20 protein-coding genes are annotated in these 20539 nt (G+C 72.2%); 13 read left to right on the top strand and 7 right to left on the bottom strand.

Translation table 11 applies throughout. The annotated features are described in order from the left end of the window. Window positions 1–12: 12 nt before the first annotated feature. The 7 genes from boxA (at window position 13) to BW996_RS16110 (ending at window position 6668) form a co-directional block, all read left to right on the top strand. A complete protein-coding gene (gene boxA / locus BW996_RS16140; protein ID WP_037486065.1) occupies window positions 13–1296 on the top strand; it encodes a benzoyl-CoA 2,3-epoxidase subunit BoxA in 1284 nt (427 codons plus the stop codon). Window positions 1297–1401: 105 nt separating this feature from the next. Continuing rightward, complete coding sequence (locus BW996_RS16135; protein ID WP_051632326.1) at window positions 1402–2217, top strand: enoyl-CoA hydratase-related protein; 816 nt, start codon at window positions 1402–1404, stop codon at window positions 2215–2217. After that, on the top strand, window positions 2214–3758 hold the full coding sequence (locus BW996_RS16130) for a 3-hydroxyacyl-CoA dehydrogenase (protein WP_051632325.1): 1545 nt from the start codon (window positions 2214–2216) through the stop codon (window positions 3756–3758). The genes BW996_RS16135 and BW996_RS16130 overlap by 4 nt, the downstream gene beginning before the upstream one ends. Beyond that, complete coding sequence (locus BW996_RS16125) at window positions 3755–4558, top strand: enoyl-CoA hydratase/isomerase family protein (RefSeq protein ID WP_037486063.1); 804 nt, start codon at window positions 3755–3757, stop codon at window positions 4556–4558. The genes BW996_RS16130 and BW996_RS16125 overlap by 4 nt, the downstream gene beginning before the upstream one ends. Beyond that, window positions 4555–4995, top strand: a complete 441-nt coding sequence (locus tag BW996_RS16120) for a MaoC family dehydratase (RefSeq protein WP_037486061.1) — start codon at window positions 4555–4557, stop codon at window positions 4993–4995. Before BW996_RS16125 ends, BW996_RS16120 begins: the two co-directional genes overlap by 4 nt. A gap of 23 nt (window positions 4996–5018) precedes the next feature. Continuing rightward, the gene (gene pcaF, locus BW996_RS16115; RefSeq protein WP_076459007.1) at window positions 5019–6221 is read left to right on the top strand and encodes a 3-oxoadipyl-CoA thiolase; all 1203 of its coding nucleotides are present in this window, start codon (window positions 5019–5021) and stop codon (window positions 6219–6221) included. Between the two features lie 39 nt (window positions 6222–6260). Next, window positions 6261–6668 carry a cupin domain-containing protein gene (locus BW996_RS16110; RefSeq protein ID WP_051631789.1) on the top strand — a complete coding sequence of 136 codons (408 nt, stop codon included), beginning with the start codon at window positions 6261–6263 and terminating at the stop codon, window positions 6666–6668. Between the two features lie 42 nt (window positions 6669–6710). Here BW996_RS16110 and BW996_RS16105 read toward each other — a convergent pair whose 3' ends face one another. Further along, a complete protein-coding gene (locus BW996_RS16105; protein ID WP_037480480.1) occupies window positions 6711–7205 on the bottom strand; it encodes a MarR family winged helix-turn-helix transcriptional regulator in 495 nt (164 codons plus the stop codon). A gap of 95 nt (window positions 7206–7300) precedes the next feature. Here BW996_RS16105 and BW996_RS16100 point away from each other — a divergent pair, with 95 nt between their 5' ends. From BW996_RS16100 to pncB, 4 genes are all read left to right on the top strand, one after another. Beyond that, entirely contained in the window at window positions 7301–8539 is a 1239-nt protein-coding gene (locus BW996_RS16100; protein ID WP_051631790.1) for a 3-hydroxybenzoate 6-monooxygenase, read from the top strand. Window positions 8540–8568: 29 nt separating this feature from the next. After that, window positions 8569–9645, top strand: a complete 1077-nt coding sequence (locus tag BW996_RS16095; RefSeq protein WP_037480486.1) for a cupin domain-containing protein — start codon at window positions 8569–8571, stop codon at window positions 9643–9645. A gap of 64 nt (window positions 9646–9709) precedes the next feature. Beyond that, window positions 9710–10411, top strand: coding sequence for a fumarylacetoacetate hydrolase family protein (locus BW996_RS16090; protein ID WP_037480489.1), 702 nt, complete (start codon window positions 9710–9712; stop codon window positions 10409–10411). A 10-nt stretch (window positions 10412–10421) separates the two neighbouring features. Continuing rightward, entirely contained in the window at window positions 10422–11918 is a 1497-nt protein-coding gene (pncB, locus tag BW996_RS16085; RefSeq protein ID WP_081838043.1) for a nicotinate phosphoribosyltransferase, read from the top strand. On the opposite strand, the gene BW996_RS16080 is transcribed toward pncB, so the two are convergent. The 4 genes from BW996_RS16080 to BW996_RS16065 form a co-directional block, all read right to left on the bottom strand. Beyond that, on the bottom strand, window positions 11902–12732 hold the full coding sequence (locus tag BW996_RS16080; protein WP_037480491.1) for a DUF481 domain-containing protein: 831 nt from the start codon (window positions 12730–12732) through the stop codon (window positions 11902–11904). The genes pncB and BW996_RS16080 overlap by 17 nt on opposite strands. 282 nt (window positions 12733–13014) lie before the next feature. After that, on the bottom strand, window positions 13015–14361 hold the full coding sequence (locus BW996_RS16075; protein ID WP_051631791.1) for a type I glutamate--ammonia ligase: 1347 nt from the start codon (window positions 14359–14361) through the stop codon (window positions 13015–13017). After that, entirely contained in the window at window positions 14358–16064 is a 1707-nt protein-coding gene (locus BW996_RS16070; RefSeq protein WP_037480495.1) for an NAD(P)/FAD-dependent oxidoreductase, read from the bottom strand. Before BW996_RS16070 ends, BW996_RS16075 begins: the two co-directional genes overlap by 4 nt. A gap of 45 nt (window positions 16065–16109) precedes the next feature. Beyond that, window positions 16110–16934: a hypothetical protein gene (locus tag BW996_RS16065; protein WP_037480498.1), complete on the bottom strand. Its 825-nt coding sequence runs from the start codon at window positions 16932–16934 to the stop codon at window positions 16110–16112. 589 nt (window positions 16935–17523) lie between these two features. Here BW996_RS16065 and gph point away from each other — a divergent pair. Further along, a complete protein-coding gene (gene gph / locus BW996_RS16060; protein WP_037480500.1) occupies window positions 17524–18207 on the top strand; it encodes a phosphoglycolate phosphatase in 684 nt (227 codons plus the stop codon). 1 nt (window position 18208) lies between these two features. Here the strand turns inward: gph and BW996_RS16055 are convergent, their stop codons facing one another. Next, window positions 18209–18340, bottom strand: a complete 132-nt coding sequence (locus BW996_RS16055; RefSeq protein WP_081838045.1) for an alanine racemase C-terminal domain-containing protein — start codon at window positions 18338–18340, stop codon at window positions 18209–18211. Between the two features lie 120 nt (window positions 18341–18460). After that, entirely contained in the window at window positions 18461–19411 is a 951-nt protein-coding gene (locus BW996_RS16050) for a LysR family transcriptional regulator (RefSeq protein ID WP_037480503.1), read from the bottom strand. Window positions 19412–19537: 126 nt separating this feature from the next. Between BW996_RS16050 and BW996_RS16045 the strand changes: the two genes are divergently transcribed. Then, window positions 19538–20527, top strand: a complete 990-nt coding sequence (locus BW996_RS16045; RefSeq protein WP_081838046.1) for a Bug family tripartite tricarboxylate transporter substrate binding protein — start codon at window positions 19538–19540, stop codon at window positions 20525–20527. Window positions 20528–20539 lie beyond the last annotated feature (12 nt).

The following is a 20539-nucleotide window of genomic DNA, read 5'->3' as shown; positions in this document are numbered from 1 at the left end:
TCCGCCGTGGACATGGCCGACATCGCCGACCTGGCTGTCATCCGGCAGCACCTGATCGATCCCGAGATCTGCATCCGCTGCAACACCTGCGAGGCGACCTGCCCGGTGGGTGCGATCACGCACGACGACCGCAACTACGTCGTCGACGCGGGCAAGTGCAATCTCTGCATGGCCTGCGTGCCGCCGTGTCCGACCGGCTCGATCGACAACTGGCGGCTGATGCCGCGCGCCCGGGCCTATACGCCGGCCGAGCAGCTGCTGTGGGACGAGCTGCCCGCCGAGCTGACGCCCGAGCAGCTCGCCGAGTCCGGCGTGGCCGCCGGCGCCGCGCCCGAGGTCGAGCCGGTGGCGCCTGCACTGCCGGCCGCGGTCGACGGCGCCAGCGTCTTCAGCAGCGCGCAGTGGGGCGCGACCGTGCCGCCGTGGTCGGCCGCGCACGCCTACACCAATCTCTACGGCCCGAAGGCCGCCGCGAAGACGATCACCGCGACCGTCACCGGCAATGTGCGCGTCACCGCGGTCGGCCGCGACTACGACACCCACCACATCGTGCTGGACTTCGGCGCGATGCCGTTTCCGGTGCTGGAGGGCCAGTCGATCGGCATCGTCCCGCCCGGCGTCGATGCCCACGGCAAGCCGCACCATGCGCGCCAGTATTCGATCGCAAGCCCCCGCAACGGCGAGCGAGCCGGCTACAACAACCTGTCGCTGACCATCAAGCGCGTGCTGGAGGACCACCAGGGGCGCCCAGTGCGGGGCGTGGCCAGCAACTACATGTGCGACCTGCAGGTCGGTGACAAGGTGCAGGTGATCGGGCCCTTCGGCGCGAGCTTCCTGATGCCGAACCATCCGAAGTCGCACCTCGTCATGATCTGCACCGGCACGGGTTCCGCGCCGATGCGCGCGATGACCGAATGGCGCCGGCGCCTGCGTGCCAGCGGCAAGTTCGAGGGCGGCCGGCTGATGCTGTTCTTCGGCGCGCGCACGCCCGAGGAGCTGCCGTACTTCGGTCCGCTGCAGAACCTGCCGCGCGACTTCATCGACATCGAGCTGGCCTTCAGCCGCGTCGCCGGCCAGCCGCGCCGCTATGTGCAGGACGCGATGCGCGAGCGCGCCGCCGACCTGGCCGCGCTGCTGGCCGATCCGGACGCCTGCTTCTTCGTCTGCGGCCTGAAGGCGATGGAGGAGGGCGTGGTGCTGGCGCTGCGCGACATCGCCACCCAGGCCGGGCTGGACTGGGACACGGTGGGCGCCACGCTGAAGCGCGAGGGCCGGCTGCACCTCGAGACCTACTGAGCGGGTGTGCCAAGCCGGCGTTGATCTCCGGCAAATCCCGTATTCATTAGCCGACCGGTCGGTCTAACAATAGGGCCCGATCCGGTTTCTGCCCAGGATGCCCTGATGCCCGACACGACCGAGCCGTCTTTGCCACCGCCGACCCTGACCCTGAGTCGCCCGCGCCCCGGCGTGGCGCAGGTGACGATGTCGCGCCCGGCGGTCTTCAACGCCTTCGACGAGCGGATGATCGCCGAGCTGGACGCGGCCTTCGCGCAGCTGGCCGAGGACGAGGGCGTGCGCGTCATCGTGCTGGCCGGCGAGGGCCGGCATTTCAGCGCCGGCGCCGACCTGCAGTGGATGCAGCGCGCCAGCGCCGCCTCGGTCGAATGGAACGTCGCCGATGCCCGCCGGTTCGCAGGGATGCTCGCGCGCATCGAGGCCTGCCCGAAGCCGACCGTGGCGCGGGTGCAGGGTGCGGCGCTGGGCGGCGGCGTCGGTCTGGCCTGCGCCTGCGACCTGGCCATCGCCGCGGACAACGCCAGCTTCTCGGTCAGCGAGGCCAAGTTCGGCATCCTGCCGGCGGTCATCGGGCCGTACGTGACCAACGCGGTCGGCAAGCGCCAGGCGAAGCGGCTGGCGCTGACGACCACCCGCATCGGCGCGGCCGAGGCGCTGGCCCTGGGCCTGGTGCAGCAGGTGGTGACGCTCGATGCGCTGGACGCGGCGGTGGACCGCGCGGTCGACGAGCTGCTCGCGGGCGGTCCGGGCGCGCAGCGCGAGATCAAGCAGCTCTTCGCGCAGCTCGAAGTCGGCCCGATCACGCCCGAGGTGCGCGAGCTCACCGCACAGACCATCGCCCGCGTGCGCGGCACCGACGAGGCGCGCGAGGGCTTCGCCGCCTTCCTGGGCAAGCGGCCCGCGAACTGGATTCCGCAATGACGATGACGTCTTCTCCCGCCCTGGCCGGCGCGCCGCTGCTGGTCGTGGGCGCCGGCCTGATGGGCGCCGGCATCGCGCAGGTCGCCGCGCAGGCCGGCCACCCGGTGTGGCTGCACGATGCGCGCGAAGGCGCCGCCGCCGAGGCCAAGATCAAGCTCGCCCGCAGCCTGGATGCGCTGGCCGCCAAGGGCAAGCTGACGGCCGAGGCGGTCGCGCAGACGCTCGCGCGCATCACGCCGGTCGGCGCGCTGGCCGAGGCGGCCGACGCGCGCCTGGTGGTCGAGGCCATCGTCGAGAAGCTCGACGTGAAGCGCGCGCTGTTCCGCGAGCTGGAAGGCCTGGTCGCGCCCGACTGCGTGCTGGCGACCAACACCTCGTCGATCTCGGTGACCGCCATCGCCAACGGGCTGGCGCACCCCGAGCGGCTGGTCGGCATGCACTTCTTCAACCCGGTGCCGCTGATGCGGCTGGTCGAGGTCGTCAGCGGCCTGCAGACGGCGCCGGCGGTGGCCGAGGCGATCTTTGCGCTGTCGGCCACCTGGGGCAAGACGCCGGTGCACGCCAAGTCCACGCCGGGCTTCATCGTCAACCGCATTGCGCGGCCGTACTACGCCGAGACGCTGGCGCTGCTGCAGGAGCAGGCGGCGACGCCTGCGGTGCTCGACGCCTGCCTGCGCGCGGCCGGGTTCCGCATGGGCCCGTGCGAGCTGATGGACCTGATCGGCCACGACACCAACTTCTCGGTGACGCAGTCGGTCTTCGAGGCCAACTTCTTCGACAAGCGCTTCGTGCCCTCGCTGGTGCAGCGCGAGCTGGTCGATGGCGGCCTGCTCGGGCGCAAGTCGGGCCGCGGCTTCTACGTCTACCCGAACGAGGGCGCGGCGCTGCCGGTGGCGGTGCATGGCGCGCCCGACAGCGCCGGCGCGGTCACGGTGCATGGCGCCGGCCCGATCGCCGAGGCGCTGGCGCTCGCTGCCACCGCCGCGCTGGCCGATCAGGGCTGGGGCCCGGCGCGGGTGACCGACAGCGGCTGGACCGGGCTGGAGGTCGACGGCGCGCGGCTGATGCTGACCGACGGCCGCTCGGCCGCGCAGGTGGCGGCCGAGACCGGCTGCCGCGATGTCGCGCTGTTCGACCGGCCGGTGCGGCTGCCGGCGCCGCCCGGCACCGCGCTGGCGTATGCGCTGGCCGAGAGCGCCTCGGCCGCGTGGTGCGCGCAGGCGCCGGCCTGGCTGGCGGCGCTGGGCTTCGGGCCGCTGCCGCTGGCTGACGCGCCGGGCCTGGTGGTGGCGCGCACGCTGGCGATGCTGATCAACGAGGCCGCCGACGCGGTACTGCACGGCGTGTGCACGCCCGAGGGGGCGGACGCGGCGATGAAGCTCGGCGTCAACTATCCGGCCGGGCCCTTCGAGTGGCTGGCTGCCTGGCGCGCCGCCGAGGTGGCCGCGCTGCTGGACGCGCTGGATGCGCACCACCGCGGCGAGCGCTACCGCGTCAGCCCGTGGCTGCGCCGGCGCGTCTGGGCGGAGGCGCAGCGATGAGCCGGCGCCTGGATTTCGCACCGCATCTGCACGCCGAGCTGGGCGATGATGGTGTGGCCGAGCTGGTGCTCGGCCCCGAAGGCGGCATGCCCGCCACCGATGCCGCGGGCCATGCGGCGCTCGCCACGGTCTGGGCGCGGCTGGCGGCCGAGCCCGGCGTGCGCAGCATCCTGGTGCGCAGCGTGGGCAAGGGCTTCTGCGCTGGCGGAACCACCGCGCTGGTGCAGGAACTGCTTGATGGCGAGGCCGCGCGGCTGCGTGTCATGCGCGAGGCTCGCGCGATCGTGCAGGGCATGATCGACTGCGACCTGCCGATCGTCTCGGCCATCCATGGCGCGGCGGTGGGCGCGGGCGCGGCGGTGGCGCTGCTGGCCGACATTTCGGTGGCGGCCGAGCGGGCGAAGATCATCGACGGCCACACCCGGCTGGGCGTGGCCGCTGGCGACCATGCGGCGGTGATCTGGCCGCTGCTGTGCGGCATGGCGCGCGCCAAGTACCACCTGCTGATGTGCACCACCCTCGACGGCCGTGAGGCTGAGCGCATCGGGCTGGTCAGCCTGTGCGTGCCGGATTCCGAGCTGACCGAGCGCGCCCGCGACATTGCCCGCACGCTGGCTGCGGGCAGTCCCACCGCGCTGGCCTGGACCAAGCGCAGCCTGAACCACTGGCTGCGCGCGGCCTGGCCGGCCTTCGAGCATTCGCTGGCGCTGGAATTTCTCGGCTTCGCCGGTGCAGATGCCCGAGAGGGCTTTGCCGCATTGCAGCAGCGCCGAGCCCCCCGCTTCGGAGATGCCGCATGAAGTTCGCCGAATTCCACGTCGGCCAGGTCATCGAGGCCGGGCCCTACGTGCTGACCCAGGACGAGCTGCTGCGTTTCGCACGCGACTGGGATCCGCAGTGGTTCCATACCGAGCCGGAGGCGGCCGAGGCTGGCCCCTTCCACGGCCTGATCGCCAGCGGCTGGCAGACCTGCGGCATCGCGATGCGGCTGATCGCCGACGCGGTGCTGGCCGGCTCCGAGTCCTATGCCTCGCCGGGGCTGGCCTATGTGAAGTGGCCGCATCCGGTGCGCCCGGGCGATGCGCTGAGCGTGCGCGCCACCGTGCTGCAGGTGCGCCGCTCGTCCAGCCAGCCGCATCTGGGCCTGCTGCGCTGGCGCTGGCAGCTCTTCAACCAGGCTGGCCGCGAGGTGCTCGACCTCGAGGCGACCAGCCTGTTCGACCTCAACCGATCCTGAGCGGCCCCCGGCTGCGCCCCGCCATGACCCACGCCTACCTCTGCGACGCCCTGCGCACCCCCTTCGGCCGCTACGGCGGCGCCTTGTCGGGCGTGCGCGCCGACGACCTGGGCGCAATCCCGATCCGCGCGCTCATCGAGCGCCACCCCGGCCTGGACTGGGCGGCGGTCACCGACGTGCTCTACGGCTGCGCCAACCAGGCTGGCGAGGACAACCGCAACGTCGCGCGCATGTCGGCGCTGCTGGCCGGGCTGCCGCAGGAGGTGCCGGGCGCGACGATCAACCGGCTGTGCGGTTCGGGGCTGGATGCGGTGGGCTCGGCCGCGCGGGCGATCCGCGCCGGCGAGGCCGGGCTGATGATCGCCGGCGGCGTCGAGAGCATGAGCCGCGCGCCCTTCGTCATGCCCAAGGCCGAGAGCGCCTTCAGCCGCAGCAACGCGGTCTACGACACGACGATCGGCTGGCGCTTCGTCAACAAGCTGATGAAGGCGCAGTACGGCGTGGACTCGATGCCGGAGACGGCCGAGAACGTCGCCGAGCAATTCGGCATCGAGCGCGAGGCGCAGGACCGCATGGCGCTGCGCTCGCAGCAGAACGCGGTGCGGGCGCAGCAGGCGGGCGTCTTCGACGCGGAGATCGTGCCGGTGACGATCGCGCAGAAGAAGGGCGATCCGGTGGTCGTGGCGCGCGACGAGCATCCGCGCGAGACCTCGCTGGAGGCGCTGGCGCGGCTCAAGGGCGTGGTGCGGCCGGACGGCACGGTGACGGCGGGCAATGCCTCGGGCGTGAACGACGGGGCCTGCGCGCTGCTGCTGGCCAGCGAGGCGGCCGCCGCCCGCCACGGCCTGACGCCACGCGCGCGCATCGTCGGCATGGCCACGGCGGGGCTGGCGCCACGCATCATGGGCTTCGGCCCGGCGCCGGCCACCCGCAAGGTGCTGGAGCTGACCGGGCTGAGCCTGGCGCAGATGGACGTGATCGAGCTCAACGAGGCCTTCGCGGCGCAGGGCCTGGCCGTGCTGCGCGACCTGGGCCTGGCCGACGACGACGCGCGCGTCAACCCGAACGGCGGCGCCATCGCGCTGGGCCACCCGCTGGGCGCCAGCGGCGCGCGGCTGGTGATGACTGCCGTCAACCAGCTGCACCGCATCGGGGGCCGCTACGCGCTGTGCACGATGTGCATCGGTGTGGGCCAGGGCATCGCGATGGTGGTCGAGCGGGTGTGAGCACGCCGGGGCGGCGCTTGGGCGGCATACTCGCCGCCCATGACCGCGCCCGCTTCCGTCCCCCATTCGACCTCCTTCGACGCCCCCGCCATCGTCCTGATCGACAACCACCCGGCCACCGCGCCGGCGGTCGATCACCCGCGCGCCGACCGGCGCCTGAGCGGCTGCCCGCGCCGCGAGACCTGGACCGCCTTCGAGGCGCCGCAGGGCGACCTGAGCGCCGGCGTCTGGACCTGCGAGCCGGGCCACTGGCGCATCGTTTTCCCGCCGCACAAGGACGAGTATTTCTTCGTGCTCGAAGGCCGGCTGCGGCTGCATGACGCCGCGCGCGGCACCGCCACCGAGGTGAGGGCAGGCCAGGGCGCGGTGATCCCGGGCGGCTTCGAGGGCTCGTTCGAGGTGATCGAGTTGGTGCGCAAGCACTTCGTCGTCGTCGAGCGGCCTTGATCGCGGCCGGCGGCGGCGGACTGAACGCCGCGTGCGCCGAACTCAGCCGGCGCCGGGCGCGTCCTCGACCGCGCGGTGGCCGGCGATCAGCACCGCCAGCATGCGCAGGAACTCGCCCCGCTCGGCCTCGGGCAGCGGCGAGAGGATGCGCTGCTGCGCCTGCAGCATCGCCGGCACCAGCGCGGCCAGCAGCGCGCCGCCGGCCTCGGTCAGCGTCAGCAGCCGCACGCGGCGGTCCTGCGCCGAGGCGTTGCGCTGCATCAGCCCGCGCGCCTCCAGCCGGTCGATCACGCCGGCGATGGTCGAGGTGTCGAAGCCGATGGTGCGCGCCAGCGTGCGCTGGTCCATGCCGGGCTGGTTGCCCACCGCCTGCAGCGCCGCGTACTGCACCGGCGTCACGCCGAAGGCCTCGGTCTCCTGCATGAAGATCGCCACCGAGATCTGGTGCAGCCGCCGGATGTCGTGGCCCGGCAGGCCGTCGAGCGTCAGCGGCGGCTGGGGCGGCATCGGCAGGGGCGACGGGGCGGAATCAGGCATCGGCTGAGGGTTTTCACGCGAACACGGAGCAGGGATCCTAGCATTACACTGATCGTCAGCATGCTGATGATATGCGTGCTGACGAGGAGATTCCCATGTCTGAAACTCGTTCTGCTGGCGCCGAGCCGGGCCCGGACACCGTGCTGGTGGCCGGCGGCGGCATCGGCGGGCTGGCGGCGGCGCTGGCGCTGACGCGGCGCGGCCTGCGGGTCACGGTGCTGGAGCAGGCGGCCGAGATCGGCGAGATCGGCGCCGGCATCCAGCTCGGGCCCAACGCCTTTGCCGCCTTCGACGCGCTGGGCGTCGGCCCGCAGGCGCGGGCACGGGCGGTCTACACCGACTGCATGGTGATGCACGACGCGGTCGACGAGACCCTGGTCGGCCGCATCCCGACCGACGAGGCCTTCCGCGCGCGCTTCGGCAATCCCTATGCGGTCATCCACCGCGCCGACGTGCACCGGTCGCTGCTCGAGGGCGCGCAGGCCAGCGGCCGGGTCGACGTCCACACCTCGGCCCGGGTCGAGCGGGTCGAGCAGGACGAGGCCGGCGTGAGCGTGATCGCGCAGGACGGCCGACGCTGGCGCGGCGTGGCGCTGATCGGCGCCGATGGCGTCAAGTCCGTGGTGCGCCAGCAGTTCGTGGGCGACGCGGCGCGGGTGACCGGCCATGTCGTCTACCGCGCGGTGGTGGACAAGGCCGATTTCCCCGAGGAACTGCGCTGGAACGCCGCCAGCATCTGGGTCGGGCCGAACTGCCATCTGGTGCACTACCCGCTGCGCGGCGGCGAGCAGTACAACGTCGTCGTCACCTTCCACAGCCGCGAGACCGAGCAGTGGGGCGTGCGCGAGGGCAGCAAGGAGGAGGTGCAGAGCTACTTCCACGGCATCAGCCCGAAGGCGCGCCAGCTCATCGACCTGCCGAAGTCCTGGAAGCGCTGGGCCACCGCCGACCGCGAGCCGATCGCGCAGTGGAGCTTCGGCCGCGTCACGCTGCTGGGCGACGCGGCGCACCCGACGACGCAGTACCTGGCGCAGGGCGCCTGCATGGCGATGGAGGATGCGGTGACGCTGGGCGAGGCGCTGCGCGAAGGCGGCGATGCCCAGGGCGTCGACTGGCCGCGCGCGCTCGACCTCTACCAGCGCGCCCGCGTGGCCCGCACCGCGCGCATCGTGCTCTCCAGCCGCGAGATGGGGCGCCTCTATCACGCCAAGGGCGTCGAGCGCCTGGTGCGCAACGACCTGTGGCGCGGTCGATCGCCCGAGCGTTTTCACGACGCGATGGAATGGCTCTACGGCTGGAACGTCGGCAACTGCCTCGACGCCGCCCGGCGCTGACCTCTCTGCGCCCACCTCAGGAGATGCCCATGCAAGACGATGCCCCGCTCGGCCGGCTCGAGGACCTGCCGGCCGACTATGTCCAGGCGATGCGCGCGCGCAACCTGGTGCCGCTGTGGCCCAGCCTGCGCGCGGTGCTGCCGCCCCAGCTGCCGACCCGCCCGACGCAGGCGGTGCACTGGGCCTATGGCGACATCCGCCCGCTGCTGATGCGCGCCGGCGACCTCACCCCGATCGAGAAGGCCGAGCGCCGCGTGCTGGTGCTGGCCAATCCCGGCCACACGCTGGAGAAGATGCAGGCCAGCAGCGCCATCTACCTGGGCATGCAGCTGCTGCTGCCGGGCGAATGGGCGCCGTCGCACCGCCACACGCCCAACGCGGTGCGCATGGTGGTCGAAGGCGAGGGCGCCTGGACCACGGTCGACGGCGAGAAATGCCCGATGTCGCGCGGCGACCTGATCCTCACGCCCACCGGCCTGTGGCACGAGCACGGCCACGACGGCGACGCGCCGGTGGTCTGGCTCGACGTGCTGGACCTGCCGCTGGTGCATTACCTGGAGGTCAGCTACCACCTCAACGGCGAGCGCCAGAAGCAGCGGCCCGGCCGCGGCGACCGCGCCCACACCCGCGCCGGGCTGGTGCCGACGCCCGTCTTCGGGGGCGATGGCCACAGCCGCCGGCGCTATCCGGTGCTGCGCTATCCCTGGGTCGAGGCGCGCGCGGCGCTGCAGTCGCTGGCCGAGGACCGCCCGGACCAGGCGGCGGTGCAGCTCACCTACGTCAATCCCGAGACCGGCGAGGACGCCGAGAACATCCTGGGCTTCCACGCGCTGATGCTGCGCCCGGGCCAGACGCTGCGGCTGCCGCCGCGCTCGCCCGCCAGCGTCTTCCACCTGATCGAGGGCGCGGTCGAGGCCGAGATCGACGCGCCGCAGCCGCGCCGCTTCGCGCTGGCCGAGGCCGACACCTGCGTGGCGCCTGGCTTCAGCGCGGTCACGCTGCACAACGCCCGCGCCGACGCGCCCGCCTTCGTCTTCATCGCCGACGAGTCGCCGCTGCACCGCAAGCTCGGCCTGCTCGAGCAGCGGGACCAGGCTGTGGCCTGATCCTCGATTCCTCTGCCTCTCTCTCCTTCTCTCTCCTTCTCTCCCACCCCGCACCGCCACCGCCATGACGACCTACCTCTGGAACCCGCCCCCCGTCGCCTCGCTGCCCGTGCGTGGCACGGACGCCCGCCTGCCGGTCCACCGCATCTTCTGCGTCGGCCGCAACTACGCCGCCCACGCCATCGAGATGGGCCGCCCGGTGGACAAGTCGGTCGAGGTGCCGTTCTATTTCACCAAGTCGCCCTCGACGCTGGTGGAGAGCGGCGCGACCATCGCCTACCCGCCGCGCACCGCCAATTACCACCACGAGATGGAGCTGGTGGTGGTGATCGGCAAGCCCGGCTTTTGCGTCAGCGAGGCTGACGCGCCCGCGCTGATCTGGGGCTACGCCTGCGGCCTGGACATGACCCGCCGCGACCTGCAGCTCGCCCTGCGCGACAAGGGCCGGCCCTGGGACATCGCCAAGGACATCGAGCAGGGCGCGGTCATTTCCGAGCTGGTGCCGATGCCCGGCGTGGTCATCGCCGCCGGCGAGATCGCGCTGGAGGTCAACGGCCAGACGCGCCAGAAGTCCGACGTCGACAAGCTGATCTGGAACATCCCTGAGCTGATCGCCGACCTCTCGACGCTGTACCACCTGCAGCCCGGCGACCTGATCTACACCGGCACGCCCGAGGGCGTGGGCGCGGTGGTGGCCGGCGACGTCATCACCGGCCGCGTGGCCGGCGTGGGCGAGATCGCGCTGACGATCGGCGCGGCCGAGTGAGGGGCCGGCGATGAAGCGCAAGACCTTTCTCGCTGCCCTGATCGGCGCCGCCGCGGCCGCGGCCGTCCACCTGCCGGCGCAGGCGCAGAGCGCGGTCGACTTCCCGAACAAGCCGGTGACGCTGTTCACCGCATTTGCGCCGGGCAGCGGCCCGGACGCGACGCTGCGCCTGGTGGCCGACAAGCTGGGCAAGCTCTGGAACCAGCGCGTCACGGTGGAGAACCGCCCCGGCGGCGGCGGCTTCATCGCGATGGAGGCGGCGCGCCGCGCGGCCGCCGACGGCTACACGCTGCTGCAGCTCGACAGCGACCACCTGGGCGCGGTGCCACACCTGTACAAGCAGCGCGGTGCCGCGGCGGTCGGCGCCTTCGAGCCGGTGGCGTCGATCTTCCGCACCACCTTCCTCGTCGCCGTCGGCACCGACTCGAAGTGGAAGACGATGAGCGACCTGATCGCCGCGGCCAAGGCCGAGCTCGATCACCTGTGCGCGCTGTCCTTCACCGCCGCCGAGCTGGATTGGCTGGGCCGGCTGCGCTTCATCCGGCCGGACTTCGTCGATTTCCTGCGCATCTTCCGCTTCCAGCGCGAGTTCATCTCGGTGCGCACCGAGGGCGACCGGCTGTGCATCGAGGCGCGCGGGCCGCAGGTCCATGTGATGGGCTTCGAGATCCCGGTGCTGGCGATCGTCAACGAGCTGTATTTCCGCCGCCTCGACCGGCCGGCGGTGCGCGAGGAGGGCCGGCGCCGGCTGGCGGCCAAGATCGAGCGGCTGCAGCGTGCGGCGGCCGACCCGGCGGCGGCGCGGCGCTTCCCCTTCGAGCTGTTCGAGTTCGGCCTGCGCCGGCGCTTCTCGGCCGACTGGCAGCGCGAGATGCTGGAGACGCTGGCCGCGCGGCTGCCCGGCGTGTGCCGCGCCACCTCCAACGTGCACCTGGCGCGCACGCTGGGCCTGACGCCGATCGGCACGATGGCGCACGAATACCTGCAGACCTACCAGGGCCTGGGCGTGCGGCTGCGCGACTTCCAGAAGGCGGCGCTGGAGGACTGGGTGCAGGAATACCGCGGCGATCTCGGCATCGCGCTGACCGACGTCATCGGCATGGACGCCTTCCTGGCCGACTTCGACCTCTATTTCGCCAAGCTCTTCGACGGGCTGCGCCACGACTCGGGCGATCCGGTCGTCTGGGGCGAGAAGGCGCTGGCGCACTACGCCGCGCTGGGGCTGGACGCGGGCACGCGCCGCCTGGTGTTCTCCGACGGCCTGACGGTGGAGCAGGCGCTGGCGTTGCACGGCCACTTCGCCGACCGGGTGCGCACCGGCTTCGGCATCGGCACCCAGCTCAGCAACGACCTGGGCCCGACGCCGCTGAACATCGTCATGAAGCTGGTGCGGGTCAACGGCCAGCCGGTAGCCAAGATCAGCGACACGCCGGGCAAGGCGCTGTGCGACGACGCCGGCTTCCTGGCCTATCTGCGCCAGGTGTTCGACGTCAGAACTGGCAGCTGATGCCGGCGTCGAAGCGGGTCTCGCCGACCGGCTGCAGCGTGTCCATCGGCAGCGCCTTGCGGTAGCTCAGCTCGTATTTCAGCCAGACATGGCGGCTGACGCGGTTGCGCAGCGTGGCCACCGCGGTCTGGTAGTGCTCGCGGCTGGAGCGCTCGCTCATCAGGGCCAGACGCAGCTGGGTGCTGTCGCTGACGCGGTAGTCGAGCTGCGAGCTGGCGGTCAGCACCACCTCGCGGATGTTCTCGCCGCTGCGGGCACGGCCCAGGCGCAGGCCGGGGCCGAATTCCAGGCTCAGGCTCAGGTCGTCCAGCGGCGCGAAGCGTCGGCCCGCCCCCGCGCGCACCGCCTGCGACGACGAGAAATAGCCGAAGCGATTGCGCCGCAGCCGCGGCGACAGGTAGCTGTAATAGGTCGAGGCGCCTTCGCGTGGCGGGTCGTCCAGCGCGGCCAGGTCGCGGCGCCATTTGACGAAGGTGTCGACCTCGTCGACCTTCAGCGTCGATTCGCCGCCGTTCAGCGCGATGGCCTCGCGCTGGGTGCGGAACTCGCCGCTCCATTCGTCCTGCAGCGCGCGGTGCAGCCAGCTGCCCTGCAGCCCCCAGCGCCGGCCGGCGAAGTTCGTCGTGCGGGTGGTGGTGTAGTGCAGCGAGAGGTTGAACTTCGAGTCGGGCTCGGCCGCCGGTGCGGGCGCTGGCGGCGCGGTGGTGGACGGAGTTGCGGTGGCCGCGGCGGGCAGCGCGGACAGGACGGCCACGGCCGTCAGCACCGGCAGCCAGCGGGGCGAGGCGGGGAGGGCGGCAAGCGGCGTCTTCATGGGCGCGGATACTGCGCCGCGCCCGCGCCGGACTGAAGTGCAAAAGTGGTTCGAATCCGCAACCTGGTGGCATTTTCCGGATCCGGCGCGAAGGATTGCCGGCTCGGGCGTCTGCCCTTGTCCAGCACATGCCGTCATGCCCAGCACATGCCGTCATGCCCGCGAAGGTGGGCACCCACGCCTGCTGATGAGCGCACTGGGCGGGCGTGGGTCCTCGCCTTCGCGAGGATGACGGCGGCTGTGGGGGTGGGGGCGCGTTGATCGCTGATGCGGCCCTGGGTGTCAGGCCTGCTCGACCAGATGGCGCAGGTCCCAGTCCCGGTGCGGATCGGCCAGCGCGGCGCGTTCGCCCAGCTCGTGGCGGCGCTGCGCGACGAACAGGTCCACCAGCACCTCGCCGAGCAGCTCGCGCAGCGCGGCGCTGGCGTGCAGCGCGTCGAGCGCGTCCTGCGCCTTCCGCGGCAGCGCGGGGCCCGTGTCCTGGCGCGGCAGCGCGCCCTGCAGGCCCAGCAGCCCGGTGCCGAGCATCGAGGCCAGCGTCAGGTAGGGGCTGGCGTCGCCGCCGGGCAGGCGGTGCTCGATGCGGCGGTTGGCCGGACTGCTGGCCGGCAGCCGGAAGGCGACCGCGCGGTCGTCGTCGCCCCAGCGGGCGTCGGTCGGCGAGGCGTCGCTGCGGCGCAGCCGCTCGAAGGAATGCGCCCACGGCGCCAGCAGCGCCATCGCCGCCGGTGCATGCGCCTGCAGTCCGCCGATGAAGTGCGCCAGCTGCGGCCGGTCGCGGCCCTGGGCGTCGACGAAGGCGTTCAGGCCGGCGTGCGGGCCGTGGGCATGCTGCAGGCTGGCATGCCAGTGCATGCCGGTGCCGGGGTGGTCGGCGAAGGGCTTGGCGATGAAGCTGGCCAGGAAGCCGTGGCGCACTGCCGTCTCGCGCGCCAGGCGCTTGAAGCGCCAGACCGCGTCGGCCATCGCCAGCGGCTCGCCCGGCGCGAAGTTGACCTCGTACTGGCCCGGCGCCGATTCATGGCCGTGGCCGGTGACCGGAATGCGCTGGGCCGCGCAGGCGTCGAACAGCGCGTCGAAGTAGGGCGCGAACATCGCGGTGCGCTCCAGCGAGGCGATCTCCAGCGCGTGCTCGCGCCCGCCCGCCCCCCCGGGCACGCCGGCCGGGCGCAGTCCGCCGTCGGGCGTGCGCTCGACGAGGAAGAACTCCAGCTCCGGCGCGACGGTGGCGCGCAGCCCGGCCGCCGCCAGCCGCGCCAGCACCCGGCGCAGCGCGGCGCGCGGCGACAGCGCGCTGGCGTCGAGCGCCGCGCGCCCGGGCCGCGGCAGCGCGCCTGCCGGCTCGCAGATCACGCTGACGCGGTCGCCGCGGCCGGGCACCGCCACGGCGGTCGCCAGGTCGGGCACGAGCTGCAGGTCGCGGTAGTCCTCGGGCAGGATCGGGCCGAAGACCGCGTCCGGCTCGCCGCCGGTCAGCGTCACGCCCAGCACGACCGAGGGCAGCCGGCAGCCGCCCATCGCGTCGAAGTCGGCGCGCGCGACAATCTTGCCGCGCGCGACCGACGTGAAGTCGGCCACCGCGCACTCGACGCTGCGCGTTCCGTCGGGCAGGGCGTGCGCGGTGCTCATGGCCGCTGCACGGGGCGCTGGAGGCCCAGCAGGTCGGCGCCCAGCGACTCGGCCACCTCGATGCCGTCCACGCCCGCCGACATGATGCCGCCGGCATAGCCCGCGCCTTCGCCGGCCGGGTAGAGGCCGCGCACGTTCAGGCTCTGGTGGTCTCGGCCGCGGGTGATGCGCAGCGGCGAGGATGTGCGCGTCTCCACGCCGGTCAGCACCGCGTCGGGCATCGAGAAGCCCTTGATCTGCTTCTCGAACGCCGGCAGCGCCTCGCGGATCGCGTCCAGCGCGTAGACCGGCAGCGAGCCGCGGTCCTTCTGCGCCAGATCGGTCAGGTGCACGCCTGGCTTGTAGGACGGCTCGACGTTGCCCAGCGTGCGGCTGCGCTGGCGCTTGATGAAGTCGCCGACGAGCTGGCCCGGCGCGCGGTAGTCGCCTTCGCCCAGCTCGAAGGCGCGGCTTTCCCAGAAGCGCTGGAAGGCGATGCCGTCGAGCGGGTTGACCGGCGTGTCGGGCGCGGCGCTGCGGTCCTGGCGGTAGTCCTCGGGCGTCAGGCCCACGACGATGCCGGCGTTGGCGTTGCGCTCGTTGCGCGAATACTGGCTCATGCCGTTGGTGACGACGCGGTTGGGCTCGGAGGTGGCCGCCACCACCGTGCCGCCCGGGCACATGCAGAAGCTGTAGACCGAGCGGCCGTTTCGGGCGTGGTGGACCAGCTTGTAGTCGGCCGCGCCCAGGATGGGGTTGCCTGCGTTCGGGCCGAAGCGGGCGCGGTCGATCACGCCCTGCGGGTGCTCGATGCGGTAGCCGATCGAGAAGGGCTTGGCCTCCATGAAGACGCCGCGCTCGTGCAGCATCGCGAAGGTGTCGCGCGCGCTGTGGCCCAGCGCCAGCACGACATGGTCGGCGCGGATCTGCTCGCCCGAGGCCAGCGTCACGCCGCGCACATGGCGCAGGCCGTCGGCGTCCGTCTCCAGGTGCAGGTCGGCCACCTTCTGCTCGAAGCGGATCTCGCCGCCGAGCGCGATGATGTCAGCGCGCATCTTCTCGATCATGCTCACCAGCCGGAAGGTGCCGATGTGCGGCTTGCTGACGAACAGGATCTCCTCCGGGGCGCCGGCCTTGACGAACTCGACGAGCACCTTGCGGGTGAGGTGGCGCGGGTCGCTGATCTGGCTCCAGAGCTTGCCGTCGGAGAAGGTGCCGGCGCCGCCCTCGCCGAACTGCACGTTCGACTCGGGGTTGAGCTCGCTGCGCCGCCACAGGCCCCAGGTGTCCTGGGTGCGCTGGCGCACGTCCTTGCCGCGCTCGAGCACGATGGGCTTGAGGCCCATCTGCGCCAGGATCAGCGCCGCGAACAGCCCGCAGGGCCCGAAGCCCACCACCAGCGGGCGGCGGTGCCGCTCGCCGCCGCCGTCGGCGTAGAAGTCGGCCGGCGCCTGGCCGACGACGCGGTAGGCGGTGTCCGGCGTCGGGCGGATCTGGTGGTCCTTGGGGAAGCGCGCGAAGACCGCCGCCTCGTCGCGCAGCGTGCAGTCGATCGTGTAGGTCAGGACGATGGCGGTCTTCTTGCGCGCGTCGTAGCCGCGGCGGAAGACGTGGAAGTCGATCAGCTCGGCCGCGTCGGCGAGCTGCAGCCGCGCCACGATGGCCGGGCGCAGCGCGTCCTCGGCGTGGTCCAGCGGCAGGCGGAGTTCGGTGATTCGGAGCATGGCGGAATTGTCGCGCGCTCCGCTGACGCTGCGTTCACCGATCGATCACTTCAGGAACCAGCCCCACAGGCTGTAGACCGCGCCATTGACGCCGCCGGGTGTTTCGGCGGTGGGCAGCGAGGCCAGCGTGCCGCTGGTGACCAGCGCGCCCACGCCGCGGCTCGAGACCATCAGCGTCGCGTTGCCCAGGTTGGCGCCGAACAGCCGGCCGCTGGTCAGCGTCGAGATCGGGAAGCCGAACAGCGTGTCGACGGCCAGTGCGACCTGCTGGGGGCCGATGTCGCCGCTGTCGTCGAGCTGCGGAATCGGTGTGCCCGCACCCGATTGGCGCGGCGAGTCGGCGATCAGCTCGGGCACGCCCCAGTGGCTGCCGTCGAAGGCGGCGCCGTAGAGGTGGCGGCAGGTTGCGCCCGGGGTGGCGACGCGCGGGGGCGCGGTGCAGGCGCGGCGCACGAACCAGGTGGCGTAGGCGCGCCCGCCCGGCGCGACCGACAGCCCGAGGTCCCAGCTGCCCTTGCCCGGATCCATCGCCGGATCGGCGGCGCCGCTGATGACGGCCGGCGCGGTCCACGCCGGCGTGGTGCGGGCGCTGCCTGGCGTGCCGTGCACCGCCTGGAGCTGGTAGCGCGCGCCGATCTTCTGCACGAAGACCGCGATCACCGCGCCGCTGCCGTCGGCCATGCCCGCCTTGTAGGCGACGACCTCGGTGCCGCCGTTCTCCAGCAGCTGCCCGGCGCGCCAGGTGCGTCCGGCCAGCGTGCCGGAGCGCGCCAGCGCCGCAGCCTGCGGGCCCTCGGCCACCTGGCTGTCGGCGATGCTGCCCTCGTCGCCGCTGCCACCGCAGCCTGACAAGGTCAGCGCCAGCAGCATCGGCAGCGTGGCCGACCGCCGTGACCGGGTGCATGGTCCGCGCGCGGACGGGGGTGTCGTTGTGAATGACATGCCTTTTCTCCCTGCCGGACACCGTCCTGAACCGGCGCCGCCTGATCTTGTCGTGATGCGCCCAAGATGCCGCAGCGCCGGGGCCGGAGCAAGGCACGAGGCGTATGAAACCGTGGCGGACCGAAAGAGGTGTTGCGGGGGTGTGTCCGCCGCCTCTGGAGGGTGCTTGTCCCTCCCGTCATGCCCGCGCAGGCGGGCACCCACGCGTGTGCGCGGATCGTGCCCGGCGTGGGCCCTCGCCTGCGCGAGGGTGACGGGGCAGGGCAGGTGCGGCTGATGTCACGGAGCACCTGCGTGTCTTTGCTCGTCATGCCCGCGCAGGCGGGCACCCACAGGAACCCCCAGGCACCGACGCCCGCAGACATTCGTCATGCCCGCGCAGGCGGGCACCCACGCGCGTGCTCAGACGCGTGCCCGGCGTGGGCCCTCGCCTGCGCGAGGGTGACGGGGGCGGCGACGCCAGGCCCGACAATTCGGGGCTGACCGTTCACCCCTTGCCGCATTCACCCGCCTCGCCATGCCTCTGCCGCTGTTCTCCGATCTCCAGGCCGCCATCGTCGATCTCGATGGCACGATGGTCGACACCCAGGGCGACTTCGTCGTCGCGCTGAATCTGACGCTGGCTGAGCTGGCGCTGCCCGGCGTCGACCGCGTCTTCGTCGAGCGCACCGTGGGCAAGGGCAGCGAGCACCTGCTGCGCTCGACGCTGGCGCAGGTCGGCGGCGATGCGGCGCTCTACGACGCCGCCTGGGCCGCCTACCAGCGCCATTACCTGGCGATCAACGGCCAGCATTCGGATGTCTATCCCGGCGTGGTCGAGGGCCTGGCGCGGCTGCGCGCCGCCGGCCTGCGCCTGGCCTGCCTGACGAACAAGCCGCTGGACTTCGCCCGGCCGCTGCTGGCGGCCAAGGGGCTGGACGGCTTCTTCGAGCTGGCCTTCGGCGGCGACAGCTTTGCCCGCAAGAAGCCCGACCCGATGCCGCTGGTCGAGACCTGCCGGGCCCTCGGGACCGACCCGGCGCGCACGCTGATGATCGGCGACTCGCGCAACGACGCCGAGGCCGCGCGCGGCGCCGGCTGCCCGGTTGCGCTGCTGAGCTACGGCTACAACCACGGCGAGCCGATCCGCGCGGTGCCGGCTGACGGCTGGTTCGACCGGATCGACGCGCTGGCGCGTCAGCTCGGCCGCCTGCCGGGCTGACTCAGCCGCCGCGCAGGCGCTGACGCGGCACGCGCTTGACGTTGCACAGCAGCTCGTAGGCGAGGGTGCCTGCGAGGCCGGCCACCTCGTTGACCGGAATCTGCGTGCCCCACAGCTCGACCGGGCTGCCGATGCCCGGCCGTGCCCCGTCGCGGTTAGCGTCGCCCTAGCGCTACGCCTGGGGAAGCGTGCGGCTCCGGATGAGTTGCCCGAAACCCCTTGATGGGTGCACTGGGCTGAGCTCTGTTTCGTCTCAACCCGTCAGCCCAGCACGTGGCACCATCCCATGCAGCAGGTGCAGGAAGCGCTGACCGGCCGTGCTCAGCGGCCGATTGCGGCGCACGATGGAGCAGTAGTCATCGAGCTGGGCCGTCAGGTCCACTGCCAGCCTGCTGAGCAGGCCGCGGCTGGCGTAGTAGGTCGCCAGTGATTCAGGCATCACAGCCACCATCGGTGCCTCGGCCAGCAGGAAGCTGGTGGTGAGGATCGAGGCTGTCTCCACCAGATCGCGAGGTCTGTCTAAGCCGGCGCGACGAAAGACCTGCTCGAGCAGCTCGCGCATCGGGGAGCCGCGCGGCTGCAGGATCCAGGGCTGCTCCATCAGGTTCACCAGCCCCAGCACCCGGCCGTCGGCCCAGGGATGCTGGGGCCCTACCACCACGCGCAGCGCCTCGCTCTCCAGCGCGCGCACCACATGGTCGGCCCGGCTGTGGCCTTCGGTCAGGCGTCCGATCACCAGGTCAAGCTGGCCGCTGGCCAGCTGGTCCAGCAGCAGGTCGCTGGTTTCGGTGTGGATGGAGACCCGCAGCCGTGGCTGTTCGCGCTTGAGCTGCACCACCGCCCGGGTCAGCAGGGTGGGGGATGGGGCCAGCACGCTGCCGATGTCCAGCGTGCCGCCATCGCCCGCGCGCAGGCCCTCCAGGTCGCGGGCCAGGGCGCTCATGGCCCCCTGCAGGCCTTCAAAGTGGGCCAGCACCGTCTGGCCGGCCGGTGTCAGGCGCAAGCCCCGCCCTTCGCGTTCCACCACCCGGCAGGCCAGCGCCGCCTCCAGCTCCTGCAGCATCTTGGTGGCCGCCGGCTGGGTCATGCCCAGCGCCGTGGCCGCCGCGCCCAGCGTGCCCTGCTGGCGCAGGGCCAGCAGCAGGGCCACCTGGCGCAGGCGCAGGCGGTTGAGCAGTTGGGATGCGCTCAGGGTGTCCGGCATTTCATAACCTGCAGCGATGGTTTCATGAGATGTTTTCACTATACCGGCATGTATGGGCTGCCTACGATGCCGGCCATGGCTGATGAGGGCTTTGCCCCGCCTTACAAGAACCCTGGAGACATCTGCATGAACCGCTTGACCCGCCGTCGCGCCCTGGGCGCGCTGTCCCTCCTGCCGGGTGCCATGGCCACCGGCATGCTGCCCGGCACCGCCCGCGCCCAGGCCTGGCCCAGCCAGCCGGTGAAGCTGATGGTGGGCTCCAGCCCCGGCGGTGGCACCGATGCCATGGCCCGCACTGTGGCCGACAAGCTGGGCCCGGCCCTGGGCACCACGGTGGTGGTGGAGAACCGCCCCGGTGTCTCCAACACCCTGGCGGTGGACGTGGTGGCCAAGTCCACCGATGGCCATGCCCTGGTGATGGGCGTGTCCACCGCCCACGCCATCGCCCCGCACCTGATCCGGCTGGCCTATGACAACGAGCGCGATGTGGTGCCCGTGGTCTATGTGGGTGCTGTGCCCAATGTGCTGGTGGTGGCCGCCACCGCGCCCTACAAGACCGTGGCCGAGCTGGTGGCCGATGCCCGCAAGCAGCCCGGCCGCCTGAATTACGCCTCCTCGGGCAACGGCAGCACGCAGCACATCGCCGGCGAGATGTTCGAGGAGTCCACCGGCATCACGCTCAACCACGTGCCCTACCGGGGCTCCGCCCCCGCCCTGGTGGACCTGATGGGCGGCCAGGTGCAGCTGAGCTTTGACACCCTGGCCTCGGTGCTGCCGCACATCAAGGGCGGCAAGCTGCGCGCCCTGGCCGTGTGCAGCGCCACCCGCAACGAGCAGCTGCCCGGCGTGCCCACCCTGGCCGAGGCCGGCGTGAAGGACGTGGAGATGAGTGCCTGGTACGGCATCTACATGAAGGCGGGCATGCCCAAGTCGGTGCAGCAGCGCGTGCACGATGAGGTCAACAAGCTGCTGGCCCTGCCCGAGAGCCGCGCCCGGCTGGCCACCTTCGGCGCCGACCACCAGCCCATGAGCCAGGCGCAGTTCCAGGCCTTCCATGTGGCCGAGAACAAGCGCTACGCCGACCTGATCAAGCGCCGCAACATCAAGATCGACTGATTCCCCTTTTTC

Origin of the sequence: Sphaerotilus natans (assembly GCF_900156335.1) — a bacterium.
GTDB lineage: Bacteria > Pseudomonadota > Gammaproteobacteria > Burkholderiales > Burkholderiaceae_C > Sphaerotilus > Sphaerotilus natans.
The sequence above is the reverse complement of the archived record's forward strand: the minus strand, read 5'-3'. Positions and strand labels throughout refer to the sequence as shown.